Here is a 14,482-nt window from a genome sequence, read left to right on the forward strand (position 1 = left end):
CCCCGTCGCGCCCCCGCCCTCAGTGCAGCGGCACCGTCAGAAACGGGCTGGCCGGGTCCCGCATCAGGGTCTGGTGAATCTGCAGCGTGTCCCGGTACGACTCCTCCGGGTTCCCCTGGCGTCCCATCTTGATCACGCGCCCGAGGATGTACGCCACCGACAGGGCGGCCCAGTCGGGGTAGGCCCGCGCGCAGAGGCTGCCGGCCCGCAGGACGATCTGCTCGGCGGTGGTGCGGTCGCAGAAGCCGCAGGCCACGCCCCAGCGGGCCATGTTCACGCAGCGGCCCCAGTCCCAGCTGTCCTGGGTCACCACGATCTGGTCCGGGCCGAGGGCGCCGTCGCGGCGTAGCCAGGTCTCGCAGCGGACCACCCACTGCGCGATGTCGGTCATGTCCTGCCGCAGCCGCTCCGGGGCGCCGCGGTCCCGGCACCAGGCCTCGACCGCGTCGGTGAGCAGCCGGGTGTCGTGGACCGGGTCGCCGCTGGGGCGCACGCCGGCGCCGCGTTCGTTGCGGATCCCGAGGACCAGGTCCACCGGCTGCGGATTCTCGTTGTCCAGCAGGGTGTCGACCTGGTTCTGCCACTGCACCGGGCCCTCGATGCCCCACCACTCCTGTAGCGACTCCCGTTGGGTGTGGTAGTCCAGCCCCGAGTAGCCCAGCGAGTTCCACGGCACGGCGTTGCCCGCCGCCAGGTGCGCGCCACACGCCATCGCCCGCGCGAACTCGCCCTGCGTCGGCTCGTTATAGATGGTGCGCACCGTGCCGTGCAGCGCGTTCCAGCTTCCCAGCAGGTGCGGGTGCTTGCGCATCCACTGCGCCGCCTTGCCGACGTTCAGCTCACGCTCCTCCGGCGTGCCCGGGTTGATCACCAGCTGCATCGTCTGCCGCTGCTTGGCCATGCTCTGCACCCACGACGGGAACAGCACTCGGTGGAAGTACACGCCCTCGGGCTGCTCGGCCGGCACCAGTGCACGGGTGTAGACCGGCAGGATCAGGCGGGCGCCGCGCCGGTGGGTGTCGTAGTCCAGGCTGACCGTCAGCGCCGACTTCGACGTGCCGCGGATCGCGTTGTTCAGCTGGCCGTACACGCTGAACTGGTTCAGCTTCACCACGGACTTGCGCAGGCTGAACTTCGAGGCCTGATCCGGGTCCCGCCGCGGCACGTACACGTCCAGCCGGGCCAGAGCGGCCAGGTAGGCGTCCCCGTCGTCCGCCGCCTGCGCGGCCAGCAGCCGCTGGTCGTCGATCGAGGGCGCCGTCCAATTGTCGGTCGTCACGCTGATTCCCCCCTGGGATCCGTCCGATGCGGTCGGCCCCCAATATGCCAAAAAGGCCGGTCGCGTGTGCGGCCGACGGGGCAGGTCCGGAAAACGCGATAAGGGCTCTTACATCTTTGTAAGAGCCCTTATCGGTGGTAGCCCCGACGGGATTCGAACCCGCGCTACTGCCTTGAGAGGGCAGCGTGCTAGGCCGCTACACAACGGGGCCACTAGCACTGCCGCCGCGCCCGGGGCGCGAGCAGCGGGTCTTATCTTAGGCGATCGGCGGGGTTCGCCCAAATCGCAGGCCCGGCAGCGCGGCGGCACCGTTCTGCGAACCTTGTTCTGTCCGGGGTTCTGTCCGGGTTCCTACTCGCCGATCGCCGCCGCGTCCGCCCGCACCAGCCGGACGAAGGCCCGGAGTCCGCTGAGCAGTTCGCGCTGGTCGGTGAGGCCGTCGACGGCCTGGTCGAAGTGCCGGGTGATCGCCGCGACGTGCCGCTCGACCTCCTCGACCCGGGCCCGCAGCCCGGCCCGGTCGGCGTCCACGGCCTCGCGGGCCAGGCGCACGTCCTCCCGCAGCCGCACGTCCGCGGCCCGCAGGTCGCCCCGCACGTCGTCCAGTTCCCGGAAGGCGCGCTCCTGGGCCTCGGACGTCGCACCCCGCAGCGCCTCCACCTCGGCGGTCAGTGTCGAGACCCCGGTGCTGAGCTCGAGCACGTCGTCGCGCGGGTGCGTCGTCTCCTTCAGCAGGCCCGCGATCTGGGCCTTCACATAGCCCAGGTACGCCGCCATCGGCCGGATCGCGCAGCTGAGCAGGTAGAACGCGGCGAAGTAGTAGCCCAGCACGTGCCCGGAGGCGTAGGTCACGCCGGCCACGACCGCCGCCGTCACGACGTGCCCGGCCAGCGCCAGCCGCAGCAGGACCCGCTCCCAGCGCCGTACCTCGGCCGCGCGGCCCTCGGGCACTGTGATGCCCCGCTCGCGTGACACGCCGATCTCGTTCCGGACGCGCAGGGCCCGGAAGTACAGGTTCCACGGCACCGTGGTGATGATCAGCAGCCAGTACAGGCTCACCGCGCCGAGCCCGACGTCCAGGACCGTCCGCCCGGGGACGTGGACGTGGGCGAAGGACGCGATCAGCGCCACGAGGCCGCCGAGGATCACGAAGCCCCAGAACGTCTCCCATTGCTTCTTCATACCTCTAGCGTGCGGCAGGGCACAGACTCGGCGGGAGAGTGCGGGTACTCAATTACCGGTGAGTAGTAAGCGGTGTAGCAAACGGCTGAGGCAAAGCAAAAGAGCGGATCCTCAGGGGATCCGCTCACAAAGCTGGGGTACCAGGACTCGAACCTAGAACAACTGAACCAGAATCAGCCGTGTTGCCAATTACACCATACCCCAACGACCACCCGACATGATCTCATCGCGCGGCGTTGCGTCGATAACTATACGGGAGGCCTGCCCTTCCACCAAAACGGCTTTCGAACGGGCCTCCCACCTCAGCTCAGCGGCGCATCAGGACCCCAGCGCCGCGTTCAGCCGCCGCAGCGTCCGCTCCCGCCCCAGCAGCTCGATCGACTCGAACAGCGGCGGTGACACCCGGCGCCCGGTCACCGCGACCCGGACCGGGGTGAACGCGTTCTTCGGCTTCAGCCCGAGTCCCTCGATCAGCGTCGCGCGCAGCGTGGCGTCGACGGCCGCGGTCGTCCACTCCGGCAGTGCCTCCAGGGCCTTGGCCGCGGCTTCCAGCACCGGCTTGGCGTCCTCGCCGAGGAACTTGGCGCCGTCCGCCGGGTCCACCGCGAAGGCGTGCTCGGGGACGAACAGGAAGCCGATCATGTCCACGGACTCGCGCAGCACCACCATGCGCTCCTGGATCAGCGGCACGGCGGCGGCCAGGGTCGCGGCCTGCTCCGGCAGCGGCGGGTCGGCGACCAGGCCCTGCTCGGCCAGGAACGGCACGATGCGGCGGGCCAGGTCGTCGGGGGCCAGGGCGCGCACGTGGTCGCCGTTGATGGCCTGGCACTTCTTCAGGTCGAAGCGCGCCGCGTTGGAGTTGATGTGCGTGCCGTCGAACGCCGCGTACATCTCCTCGGGGGAGAAGAACTCCTTGTCGCCGCCCGGCGACCAGCCCAGCAGCGCCAGGTAGTTCAGCAGCCCCTCGGGCAGGTAGCCCTCCTTCACGTAGAAGGAGAACGACGCCTCCGGGTCCCGCTTCGACAGCTTCTTGTTGCCCTCGCCCATGACGTACGGCAGGTGCCCGAACACCGGCACCGTCTCCGACAGCCCCAGCGCGATCAGCGCGGCGTGCAGCGGCAGCTGGCGCGGGGTGCTGGAGAGCAGGTCCTCGCCGCGCAGGACGTGGGTGATCCGCATCAGCGCGTCGTCGACCGGGTTCACCAGTGTGTACAGCGGTGAGCCGTCGGCCCGGACCAGGACGTAGTCCGGCACGTTCGAGGTGTCGAACGAGATCTCCCCGCGGACCAGGTCGTCCCAGGTCAGCGTGCCCTCCGGCATCCGGAAGCGGAGCACGCTGGTCCGGCCGGCGGCCTCGTGCGCGGCGATCTGCTCGGGCGTCAGGTTCCGGCAGGTGCCGGCGTAGCCCGGGGCCCGCTTCTCCGCCTTGGCCTTCGCGTTGGCGGCCTCCAGCTCCTCCTGCGTGCAGTAGCAGCGGTAGGCGTAGCCGCCCTTGAGGAGCTTCTCGGCGATGTCCGCGTAGATGTCCATGCGCTCGGACTGCCGGTAGGGGCCGTAGGCGCCGCCGACCTCCGGGCCCTCGTCCCACTCGAAGCCCATCCAGCGCATTGTGGACAGCAGCGCGTTGTAGGACTCCTCGGTGTTGCGCGCGGTGTCGGTGTCCTCGATCCGGAAGACGAAGGTGCCGCCGTAGTGGCGCGCGAAGGCGTAGTTGAACAGCGCCGAGCGGACCATGCCGACGTGCGGGTCGCCGGTCGGCGACGGGGGGAAACGGACGCGGACCGGCTTGTCTGTGTTCGGCGCAGCGTGCGTAGGAACAGTTGTCGTATCAGTCACGAGCCACCACCCGGTTAGTCAAGTTGCCAATGCCTTCGATGCCGACCGACACCTGCTGTCCCACCACGATCGGCCCGACCCCGGACGGGGTCCCGGTGAGGATCACGTCGCCGGGCAGCAGGGTCATCGCCTCGGAGACGTAGGAGACCAGGTCCGCGACCGGCCGCGTCATCTGCGTGGTGCGCCCGGCCTGCCGCAGCTCGTTGTCCACGGTGCAGGTGATCGCCAGGTCGGAGGGGTCCAGCTCGGTCTCGATCCACGGGCCGAGCGGGCAGAACGTGTCGAAGCCCTTCGCCCGGCCCCACTGCTTCTCCGCGCGCTGCAGGTCGCGCGCGGTGACGTCGTTGCCGCAGGTGTAGCCGAGCACCACCTCGGACACCCGGGCCACCGGCACCTGCCGGCACAGCCGCCCGATCACCACGGCCAGCTCCGCCTCGTGCTGCACGTCGAAGGACACGCCGAGCGGGTACTGGATGGCGTCGGACGGGCCGATCACCGAGGTGGACGGCTTCAGGAACACCACCGCCGGGTCGGTCTTGCCGGGGGCCTCGTTCCCGAGCTCCGCGGCGTGCTCGGCGTAGTTGCGCCCGATGCCGATCACCTTCGACGGCAGTACCGGGGACAGCAGCCGCACCCGGGACAGCGGCCAGCGCCGTTGGGTGACCTGGATCGGGCCGAACGGGTGGCCCAGGATCTCGGCCACCTCGAGGGCGTCGGGCTGCTCGCCCTCACCCTCGACGAGCCCGAACTTCACCTCGTCGTCGACGGAGAATCTCGCGATGCGCATTCTGCGATTTTAGTGGTCAGGAAGTGAGCCGAACTCCTATGTAGGCCGCTGAGGCGATCAGAGCCCACGACGCGAGGCCCAACGCGAGCGGTTTGGCCCCGGTCCGGGCCAGCTCGCGCAGCCGGACGCCGGTGCCCAGACCGAACATGCCGGCGGCGAGCAGGAGGTCCTGGAGCTGCTTGCCGGCATTCAGGGCGGAGGCCGGCAGGACGCCGGTGGTGCGCAGGGCGATCATCGCCAGGAAGCCGGCGACGAACAGGGGGACGATCGGGGGTTGCTTGGCCGCCGGGGGGCTCGGAGCGTCAACGCGGACCTCGGCAGCCGGGTTCGCCCCCGCATCACTCGGCTGGGCCACATCCGCTACGGCATTGGGGGAACCGCCACCCGCGCCGACCAACACCGGCAGCTTCGCCTCGGCGGCTTCAGCGGCGGTGACTTCAACGGCGGTGGCTTCCGGGCCGCCCGCCACCCGCCGCCGCCAGGCCACCGCCGTCCCGGCCACCATCGGCGCCAGCATCGCGACCCGCATCAGCTTCACCACCACCGCGCCGTTGACCGCGACCGCGCCGCCCGAACTGGACGTCGCGACCACCTGCCCCACGTCGTGCACCGAGGCTCCCACCCAGTGCCCGAACGCGGCCGGGTCGTGCAGCCCCAGCGGTCCGCGCAGCAGCGGCAGCACCAGGATCGCCAGCGAGCCGCACAGCGTCACCAGCGCGACCGCCAGCACCGGGTCCGGGTCGTCCTCGGCATCGCCGGGCTGCCGGGTCACCCCCTCCATCGCCGCCACCGCGCTCGCGCCACAGATCGCGAAGCCGGTGGCGATCAGCAGCGGCTGGCGGCCGGGCAGGCCCATCCGGCGGCCCAGCCACTGGGTCCCGAAGAAGGTCGCGAACACGACCGCGACCACCAGCACCAGCGTCTGCCAGCCCAGCTTCAGCACGTCGCCGAGGGCCAGTTGCAGGCCCAGCAGCACGATCCCGAGCCGCATCAGCCGCTTCGCGGCGATCTGCGCGCCCGGCCGCGCCGCGCTCATCGTCGCGGCCGGCAGCAGGTTCGCGGCCAGGACGCCCAGGATGACGGCGGCCGTCAGCGGCGACAGCGTCGGCCACATCCGGTTCGCGAACCAGGACACCGCCACCGCGCCGGCGGTGAGCGCCAGGCCCGGCAATCCACTCTTTCCCACGTCATATGAGCCTGGCCGCCCAGAACACAGCCGGGTAGCCGGAGATTGCCGAAGACCTCATAGGCTGTCTCTATGACCCCGCTTCCGGATTCGCTATGACCCGGCTCCCGGATCTCGACGCGCTCCAGCTCCTGGTCGCCGTCGCCGACACCGGCTCGCTGGGGAAGGCGGCCGCGCGCACCGGCATCAGCCAGCCCTCGGCCTCGGCCCGGATGGCGACGCTGGAACGCCGCCTGGGCCTGAAACTGCTGGAGCGCACCACCTCCGGCTCCCGCCTGACCGGCGACGGGGCCGTGGTCACCGACTGGGCCCGCCGGGTCCTGGAGCAGGCCGAGGCGCTGGTCGAAGGCGCCGAAGCCCTGCGCACCCACGCCGATGAGCGGCTGGCGGTCGCCGCCAGCCTCACCATCGCCGAGCACCTGGTCCCCAAATGGCTCATCGAGCTGCGCCAGCTCCTCCCGGGGACCCGGGTCGGGCTGACCGTGGAGAACTCGCACCAGGTGGTGGCGGCGCTGCGGGCCGGCGAGGTGGACCTGGGCTTCGTCGAGGGGACGTGGGTCCCGCGCGACCTGCACTCGGCGGTCGTGGGCCGGGACCGGCTGGTGGTGGTGGTCGCGCCCGGGCATCCGTGGGCCCGGCGCAAAGAACCGTTGACGGCGGCCGAACTCGCGGCCGAACCGCTGTTGCTGCGCGAACCCGGATCCGGGACACGAGAGGTGTTGGAGGCGGCGCTGGCCGCCCACGACGGCCCGGCCGTGCCGCTGATCGAACTCGGCGCCACCGCCCCGCTGCGCTCGGCCGCGCTGGCCGGCAGCGGCCCGGCGGTCCTCAGCGTCTTGGCGGTCGCCGAGGACATCGCCTCGGGGCGTCTGGTCGAGGTGTCGCTCGCCGAGGATGTCGCGCTGCGCCGGACGCTGCGTGCGGTGTGGCGGCGGGGCCGGGAGTTGAACGACGCGGCTGGTCGGCTGGTTCAGGTGGCACGCGGCCGGGCCTGAACCGCTTGCCCAGACACCGTTTCTCCGCATGCTCCCCAGGGCCGGCGGCGCCCGCCGGGTCCGTCCCCGGCGCCGCCCGACCCCGGTCGTGGCTACGCCTGCGCGTCAGCTCCCTCATGCCCGCCGTCCTGGTGCGCGGCGATCTGCTTGCGCACTTCTTCCATGTCCAGTTCCCGCGCCTGCTTGATCAGGTCCACCAACGGCGCCTCGGGCAGCGACCCGGGCTGGCCGTAGACCATGACGCCGTCCCGGAAGATCATCAGTGTCGGGATGGAGCGGATCTCGAAGGCCCCCGCGAGCTCCGGCTGCTCCTCGGTGTCCACCTTGGCGAAGGTGATGTCCGGGTTGGCCTCCGACACTCTGTCGTAGACCGGCGCGAACTGCTTGCACGGTCCGCACCACTCGGCCCAGAAGTCGACAAGCACGATCCCGTCGGAGGTGACCGTCTGCTCGAAGGTGTCCTTGGTCAGTTCCACAGTGCTCATGCGCACCACCCTACGCGGCGACTGGACAAAGTGCCCGTTTCCCTGCCGTTCACCTGGGCCCGGCAGGGAAACGGAGCTCGTTGCGGTCGATCTTCTCCGACAGCGCCTGCAACACGTCCACGTCGCACGCGGCCGCCACCTGCAACAGATATGCCAGTACGTCGGCTACCTCGTCACGGACCCGGAAGGCCTTGTCAGGGTCCGACATCACCTCGACCGACTCCTCCGGCGTGAGCCACTGGAAGATCTCGGCGAGTTCGGACGCCTCAACGCTCAAGGCCATCGTGAGGTTTTTCGGGGTGTGGAACGGGCCCCACTCGCGGGCCTCGGCGAAAGCCACCAGCCGGCGTTGCAGGGTCGCGACGTCGAGATCAGTCATGCCGATCTCTCTATCACGCGTGCGGCCCGATCACCGCGTCTCGCTGCGTCTCACAACGTCGCTGCCTGACAGTCGGCTACCGCGCCGGCTTCCGCCGCTCGCCTATCGCCCCGGCTTCGCCGTGCTCTCCCGCACCGTGAGCCGAGGCGTGGCGGCCTTTATATCGCCGACCGTCCCCGGCTCCTCCACGATCCGCATCAGCGCCTCGGCGACCTGCACGCCCAGAGCGTGCGTGTCCCGGGACAACGCCGTGATCGCCGGATGCACCACGCGGGTCAGCACCGAATCGTCGAACGACACGATCGACAACGCCCCCGGCACCCGCACCCCCATCTCGGTCGCCACCCCGAGCCCGGCGACCGCCATCAGGTCGCTGTCGTAGACGATCGCGGTCGGCGCGTCCGGCTGGGACAGCAGGCGCCGGGTCACCGCGGCCCCCTCGCCGTCGCTGAAGTCCGTGGGCACCGACTGGGTCTCGGCCAGTCCCAGCTGACCCGCGGCGTCCTTCAGGGCCCTGATACGGCGCTGGGTGTGCTGGAACGCCGGGGTGCCGGCCACGTGCGCGATCCGGGTGTGCCCGAGCGCGGCCAGGTAGCGCACCGTCTCCAGCATCGCCTCCCGGTCGTCGGCCCAGACCGTCGGCAACTCGCCGTGCTTGCCGTGCCCGCCCAGCACGACGGCCGGCACGCCCAGCGCCTCCACGACCGAGATCCGCGGGTCCTTGGTCTGCGGGTCCACGATCAGCAGCCCGTCCACCCGCTGCTCGCCGGCCCAGCGCCGGTAGACGACCAACTCGGCCTCGGTGTCGTCGACGACCTGTAACAGCAGGGCGACCGAGCGCGCGGACAGGACCGATTGCATGCCGTAGATGAGTTGTGCGTAGAACGGCTCGGCGCCGAGAGTCCGGGTGGGCCGGGCCAGGACCAGCCCGACCGCGCCGGCCGGGGCCCCGCCGAGGGCGCGCGCGGCGCTGTGCGGATGCCAGTTCATCCGTTCGGCGGCTTGAAGGATCCGTGTCCGGGTAGCCTCACTGACACCGGGGCGTCCGTTGAGCGCGAAGGAGACCGCGCTCGGCGACACCCCGACCTCGCGGGCGATGTCGGCGATGGTGAGCCGGGTCTTGTTCTTTCCGACGCCCGCCGCCCGTCCATGACCCGCGGCGGCACCAGGCTTGTTGACACCGCTGCCAGAGGTGGGCATTAATGACTCCCAGCTGCTTTAGCGCTTTAGTTGTTCGTTCGGGTGGGTTTCAAGGAGGGGCCGTGGCCGTCCAGATCAAGTCCGCGGACTCGACGGAGCTTTTCCTCGGATCCGATACGGAACCGCGTCAAGTCCTGAGGGTCGTGATCGAGCGGGCCGTCACCGACGGTGCGGTGACTGTATCGCTTCTCGCTCTGAAGGTGCGAGCAGCCTGCGAACTCGCACCGGGAGACGGGGAGAGCGTCGTGGAGCTGCCGATGGCCGTCGACGCCGGCGTGGCCCCGGGCCAGACCCTGACCGGGCAGCTCCAAGTGCTCGACGCCGACGGCCGGATCCTGGCCGAACAGCAGGTCGACGTCACCGTGGCCGAGCCCGGCTGGACGATGTACCTGGTCTCGCACTTCCACTACGACCCCGTCTGGTGGAACACCCAAGCCGGCTACACCCAGACCTGGGAACTGCAAGGCAACGACGGCAGCACGCGCCCGGTCTGGGAGAACAACGCGTTCCATCTCGTCAAAGCCCACCTCGATCTCGCCGCCGCCGACCCCGACTACAGCTTCGTGCTGGCCGAGGTCGACTATCTGAAGCCGTTCTGGGACGTCTACCCGCAGTATCGCGCGCTTCTCCGGGAACTGATATCCACCGGGCGGGTGGAAGTGATGGGCGGTACCTACAACGAGCCCAACACCAACCTCACCGGGCTGGAGACCACGATCCGCAACCTGGTCTACGGCATCGGCTACCAGCGCGACATCATGGGCGCCGACCCGCAGACCGCCTGGCAGCTGGACGTCTTCGGCCACGACCCGCAGTTCCCCGGCCTGGTCGCCGAGGCCGGGCTGAGCTCCACGTCCTGGGCGCGCGGGCCGTACCACCAGTGGGGCCCGATGCTGACGAAGTTCGACGGCCGTGCCGGCGACGTGAAGAACATGCAGTTCCCGGCCGAGTTCGAGTGGATCTCGCCGTCCGGGCAGGGCGTCCTCACCCACTACATGCCGAACCACTACTCGGCCGGCTGGTGGATGGACTCCTCGGCGACGCTGGAGGAGGCCGAGGAGAAGGTCTACGACCTGTTCCTCGGGCTCAAGCAGGCCGCCGCCACGCGCAACACGCTGCTGCCGGTCGGCACCGACTACACCCCGCCGAACAAGTGGGTCACGGCCATCCACCGCGACTGGAACGCGCGCTACGTCTGGCCGCGCTTCGTCACCGGCCTGCCCCGGGACTTCTTCGCCGCGGTGCACGCCGAACTCACCGAGCGCGGCGTCCGGCCGAGCCCGCAGACCCGGGACATGAACCCGGTCTACACCGGCAAGGACGTGTCGTACATCGACACCAAGCAGGCCCAGCGCGCGGCCGAGACCGCGGCGGCCGACGCCGAGAAGCTCGCCACGTTCGCCTCGCTGCTGGGCTACGGCCGCTACCCGAGCGCCGCGCTGGACAAGGTGTGGCGGCAGCTGGCGTACGGGGCGCACCACGACGCGATCACCGGCTCGGAGTCGGACCAGGTCTACATCGACCTGGTCACCGGCTGGCGCGAGGCGCACGACCTGGCGGTCCAGGCCCGGGACGCGGCGCTGGAGGCGATCTTCCGGAACGTGGAGACCTACGGCGGGACCGGGAACGGGACGGTCGGGGTGTTCAACACCCTGGCGTTCGAGCGGACCGACGTGGTGCGGGTGACGCTGCGGCTGCCCGAGGGCGTCGACGCCGACGCGCTGCGGCTCACCGACGACGAGGGCGCCGCGGTGCCGTTCGTGATCGAGGCCCGCGACGGCGCGCGGCTCGATGTGGCTTTCCTCGCCACCGGGGTGCCGGGGATGGGGTGGCGGAGCTGGTTCGTGGAGTACGGCGCCGATCCGGAAAGCGTTGTCTGGAAAGCCATCACCGAGCTCCCGCCGTCCATCGCCAACGAGTACTTCGAAATCGCCGTCGACCCGGCCCGCGGCGGCGGCCTGAGCGGCATCCTCGAACTGGCCACCGGCCGTCAGCTGCTCAAGCCCGGCGAGATCGGCAACGAGCTGCGGGTCAGCGAGGAATACCCGCAGCACCCCGAGTTCGGCGAGGGTCCGTGGCACCTGGTCCCGAACGGGACCGTCCTCGGCTCGGCCGCCTCAGCCGCCACCTCGGTACGCGCCGAGGAATCGCCGCTCGGCCGGCGCTACGTCGTCACCGGCACCGTCGGCGAGGTCGACTACGAGCAGCGCATCACGCTCTGGCACGGCCTGGACCGCGTCGACTTCCGCACCCGGGTCCTGGACTTCACCGGCGCCGACCGGCTGCTGCGCGTCAAGTTCCCCTGCGACGTCCCCGGCGCGCGCCCCGTCTCCGAAGTCGCCGGCGCCGTCATCGGCCGCGGTTTCGCGCTGCCGGACTCGGACGTGGCCGTGGCGCCGTGGACGCTGGACAACCCGGCGAACACCTTCTTCGCGCTAGGCAGCACAGCGACCCTGCGTCTGAGCGACCGGGCCGAAGCCGATCTCGGCCGGGTCGCGATCTCCATCGCCGAGGTCGTGGCCGACGACCTGGACCGGCACGCCGACCCGATCCGCGACCTGGTCGTGTCGCTGGCCCGGATCGGCGTCACCGCGACCACCACCACCGCCGAGGGCGCCCGCTACGGCTGGCTGCACGTCGACTCCAACCTGCCGGACCTGCGCATCGTGATCGGCGGCCCGGACACCAACCCGCTGGCCGCCGAGGTCTTCGAACACTGCGACCCCTCGGTCCGCCAGGAGTTCGACCTGCTGATGAAGAGCGACGGGCACGCCTGCTTCTTCATCCCGGCCGAGCTCCCGGTCGAGAAGGCGTGGGTGCCGAACGCCGACCTGCGCGCCGCGCGGGCCCTGCCGGTCCTGATCATCGCTGCCGAGCATCCGGAGGACACGGGACAGCGGGTGCACGAGGCCGCCTCCGCCTTCGCCGCCGACACCTCCCTGCGCGCGGTCACCGCCGACCCCGCCGACACCGCGCTGCTCGACGACCACACCGTCGGCCTGATCAACAACGGCCTGCCCGGCTTCGCCGTCGACCCGTCGGGCGCGCTGCACCTGTCGCTGATGCGCTCGTGCACCGGCTGGCCCTCGGGCGTGTGGCTGGACCCGCCGCTGCGCCGCACACCGGACGACTCCGCGTTCCAACTCCAGCACTGGACCCACGACTTCGACTACGCCCTGGTGAGCAGCGCGGGCGACTGGCGCGCGGCCGGGCTGGTCGCCTCCGGCGCGGCCTTCTCGGCGCCGATGCTGGCCCGGCAGCAGACGGCGCACCGCGGCGCACTGCCGGCCCGGCACGCGCTGCTCTCAGTCATGCCAGAACGCGCCGCGCAGGTGACGGCGGTGAAGCCGGCCGGGAACCCGGAGTCGGTGGGCTCGGCACTGGAGGCGTCACCGGAACTGGGCTTCATGGTCCGGCTGGTCGAGGCCAACGGCACCGGCCAGACCGTCGCCCTGCGCAGCCCCCTGGGCGTGCTGTCCAGCGACCGCGCCGACCTCCTCGAAGAGTGCGGCATGCGCTGCGAGGTGCGCGCCGCGGGCTCGGTGGAACTGGCCGGCTCGCAGATCGCGACGGCGATCATCGTCCCGCATCAGGGCTCTGGCTCATCCGGCTCGACCCCGGTACTCGGCCGCGCGACCGAGCCGGCGCAGCCGGTCTACTCGCGCTACTGGCTGCACAACCGCGGGCCGGCCCCGATGGGCTTCCTGCCGGTGTCCGTGGCCGCCACACCGGCCGCCCTCACCGGCGGCACGGGCTGGGCCGGCGGCGAGGTGTCGATCGCGGTGGCGAGTCAGTACACGGACACGACCTTCGAGGGCATGCTGACGGTCACCGCGCCCGAGGGCTGGCGCGTCGAGCCGGAGTCACGCCCGGTGGCGCTGGAACCCGGCGGCCACACGGTGTTCCCACTGACCGTGGCCCCCTCGCACGAGACCGCCGCTCCGGGGATGTACTTCGTCCGCGTGCAGCTCGCGGTGGGGGAGTCGCTGATCGAGGACGTCATCAGCGTCCTGATCGACGCCCCGGAGTACGCGCCACCCGCGACCTCCCCGGAGACCGAGATCGAACTCGGCGTCCAGACCCAGGGCACCAAAAGCGAGACCGCCCGCCCCACCGGCCTGGAGATCACCTCCACCACCGCCCAGCTCACCCTCTCACCCGGCGAGCACACCACCCTGCGCGTCGGCGTCGCCAACCGCACCCGCAGCCGCATCGACGGCGAGGCCATGCCGGTCAGCCCCTGGGGCACCTGGCACTTCATCGGCCCCTACGCGCAGCCGTTCGCCGTCGAACCGGGCGCCGAAGCCGAGATCGAATTCGAAGTCACCATCCCCGCCACCGCCGAACCCGGCCACTGGTGGGCAATGGTGAAACTGATGTGGTTCGGCCGCGCCCAGTACACAACAGCCGTACCCGTGGTGGTGCGGTGACCCACACGCACCACCACCCCAGCGACGCGGCGGCCGCCGCACAGGCCCAGCACGCGGCAACGGTAATCGGCCGGGTCAACAACACACCGATCCCGCGCGAGCGCCTGGACGCCCGGGTCCACGACCTACGCACCGGCCGCCTAGCCGCGCGCCTGCCGACGGTGGGGAGCAAGGAGGACCGGCAGTTTCTGCGCTGGACGGCGCAGGTGCTGCTGACTGAGGAGCTCTGCCGGGTGGAACTGGCTCGACTGCGGGGCGCCGAAGAGCGACTTCCGCCGGCTCCGGACCAGGCCGACCAGCCCGCGCCCGGCCCGCCGCCCTTGTCGGATGCGCCCGCCCCACCTCGGCCACTCACCCAAGCCGAGTCCCTGCACCTAGGCTCCATCAACGCCACCGCCTGGTCGACGGCTCCCGAGATGTCAGCCCTCTACAACCTCGTCACCGCCGCGACCCCGCCCGCCGCGCCGCACACCGCCGCGCCGAGCACTACCGCCCCACACACCCGCACCCGCACCTGGTACCGCGTCACCCACACCGTCGCCGGCACCGCGTTCGAGGCGGCGACCGCCCCAGACGTCTCCCTCGGCTGGACCACCCTCGACGACATCCCAGCCACCCTCGCCGCCGAACTCCGCGCCCTGCCACCCGGCACCCGCGTAGGCCCGGTCCGCACCGGCCTCGGCTGGCACTTCGCGACAGTCACCGCAACCGAAGTCCGGCCCG

The 14,482-nt window shown here is 71.0% G+C and carries 11 protein-coding genes and 2 tRNA genes; 3 read left to right on the forward strand and 10 right to left on the reverse strand.

Annotated elements, in window-relative coordinates; translation table 11 throughout:
• Positions 1 to 19 precede the first annotated feature (19 nt).
• The 7 genes from IZR01_RS53790 to IZR01_RS40865 form a co-directional block, all read right to left on the reverse strand.
• Positions 20 to 1,279, reverse strand: coding sequence for a DUF1266 domain-containing protein (locus tag IZR01_RS53790; RefSeq protein WP_194892908.1), 1,260 nt, complete (start codon positions 1,277 to 1,279; stop codon positions 20 to 22).
• Between the two features lie 135 nt (positions 1,280 to 1,414).
• Positions 1,415 to 1,490, reverse strand: a tRNA-Glu gene (locus IZR01_RS40840).
• A 140-nt stretch (positions 1,491 to 1,630) separates the two neighbouring features.
• The gene (locus IZR01_RS40845; RefSeq protein WP_194926976.1) at positions 1,631 to 2,461 is read right to left on the reverse strand and encodes a hypothetical protein; all 831 of its coding nucleotides are present in this window, start codon (positions 2,459 to 2,461) and stop codon (positions 1,631 to 1,633) included.
• A 132-nt stretch (positions 2,462 to 2,593) separates the two neighbouring features.
• A tRNA-Gln gene (locus IZR01_RS40850) sits at positions 2,594 to 2,665 on the reverse strand.
• Positions 2,666 to 2,779: 114 nt separating this feature from the next.
• Entirely contained in the window at positions 2,780 to 4,297 is a 1,518-nt protein-coding gene (gltX, locus tag IZR01_RS40855; RefSeq protein ID WP_194892906.1) for a glutamate--tRNA ligase, read from the reverse strand.
• Positions 4,290 to 5,084: a fumarylacetoacetate hydrolase family protein gene (locus IZR01_RS40860; RefSeq protein WP_194892905.1), complete on the reverse strand. Its 795-nt coding sequence runs from the start codon at positions 5,082 to 5,084 to the stop codon at positions 4,290 to 4,292. The genes gltX and IZR01_RS40860 overlap by 8 nt, the downstream gene beginning before the upstream one ends.
• Before the next feature lie 16 nt (positions 5,085 to 5,100).
• A complete protein-coding gene (locus IZR01_RS40865) occupies positions 5,101 to 6,270 on the reverse strand; it encodes a YeiH family protein (protein ID WP_323747244.1) in 1,170 nt (389 codons plus the stop codon).
• 95 nt (positions 6,271 to 6,365) lie between these two features.
• Here IZR01_RS40865 and IZR01_RS40870 point away from each other — a divergent pair, with 95 nt between their 5' ends.
• On the forward strand, positions 6,366 to 7,265 hold the full coding sequence (locus IZR01_RS40870; RefSeq protein WP_194926977.1) for a LysR family transcriptional regulator: 900 nt from the start codon (positions 6,366 to 6,368) through the stop codon (positions 7,263 to 7,265).
• Between the two features lie 92 nt (positions 7,266 to 7,357).
• Here IZR01_RS40870 and trxA read toward each other — a convergent pair whose 3' ends face one another.
• The 3 genes from trxA to IZR01_RS40885 all read right to left on the reverse strand — a co-directional run bounded on the left by trxA (position 7,358) and on the right by IZR01_RS40885 (position 9,329).
• Entirely contained in the window at positions 7,358 to 7,750 is a 393-nt protein-coding gene (gene trxA, locus IZR01_RS40875; protein WP_194892903.1) for a thioredoxin, read from the reverse strand.
• Between the two features lie 49 nt (positions 7,751 to 7,799).
• A complete protein-coding gene (locus tag IZR01_RS40880) occupies positions 7,800 to 8,129 on the reverse strand; it encodes a nucleotide pyrophosphohydrolase (protein WP_194892902.1) in 330 nt (109 codons plus the stop codon).
• Positions 8,130 to 8,231: 102 nt separating this feature from the next.
• Positions 8,232 to 9,329: a LacI family DNA-binding transcriptional regulator gene (locus IZR01_RS40885; RefSeq protein ID WP_228554200.1), complete on the reverse strand. Its 1,098-nt coding sequence runs from the start codon at positions 9,327 to 9,329 to the stop codon at positions 8,232 to 8,234.
• Between the two features lie 62 nt (positions 9,330 to 9,391).
• On the opposite strand from IZR01_RS40885, the gene IZR01_RS40890 reads away from it, so the two are divergent.
• Positions 9,392 to 13,759 (forward strand): glycoside hydrolase family 38 N-terminal domain-containing protein, encoded by a 4,368-nt coding sequence (locus tag IZR01_RS40890; protein WP_194926978.1) that lies wholly within the window; start codon positions 9,392 to 9,394, stop codon positions 13,757 to 13,759.
• Positions 13,756 to 14,482, forward strand: a 727-nt coding sequence (locus tag IZR01_RS40895) for a peptidylprolyl isomerase (RefSeq protein ID WP_194926979.1), incomplete at its 3' end; no start/stop codon positions are given. The genes IZR01_RS40890 and IZR01_RS40895, both read left to right, overlap by 4 nt.

It is taken from the genome of Catenulispora pinisilvae (assembly GCF_015356865.1).
In the GTDB taxonomy this organism is placed as follows: Bacteria; Actinomycetota; Actinomycetes; order Streptomycetales; family Catenulisporaceae; genus Catenulispora; species Catenulispora pinisilvae.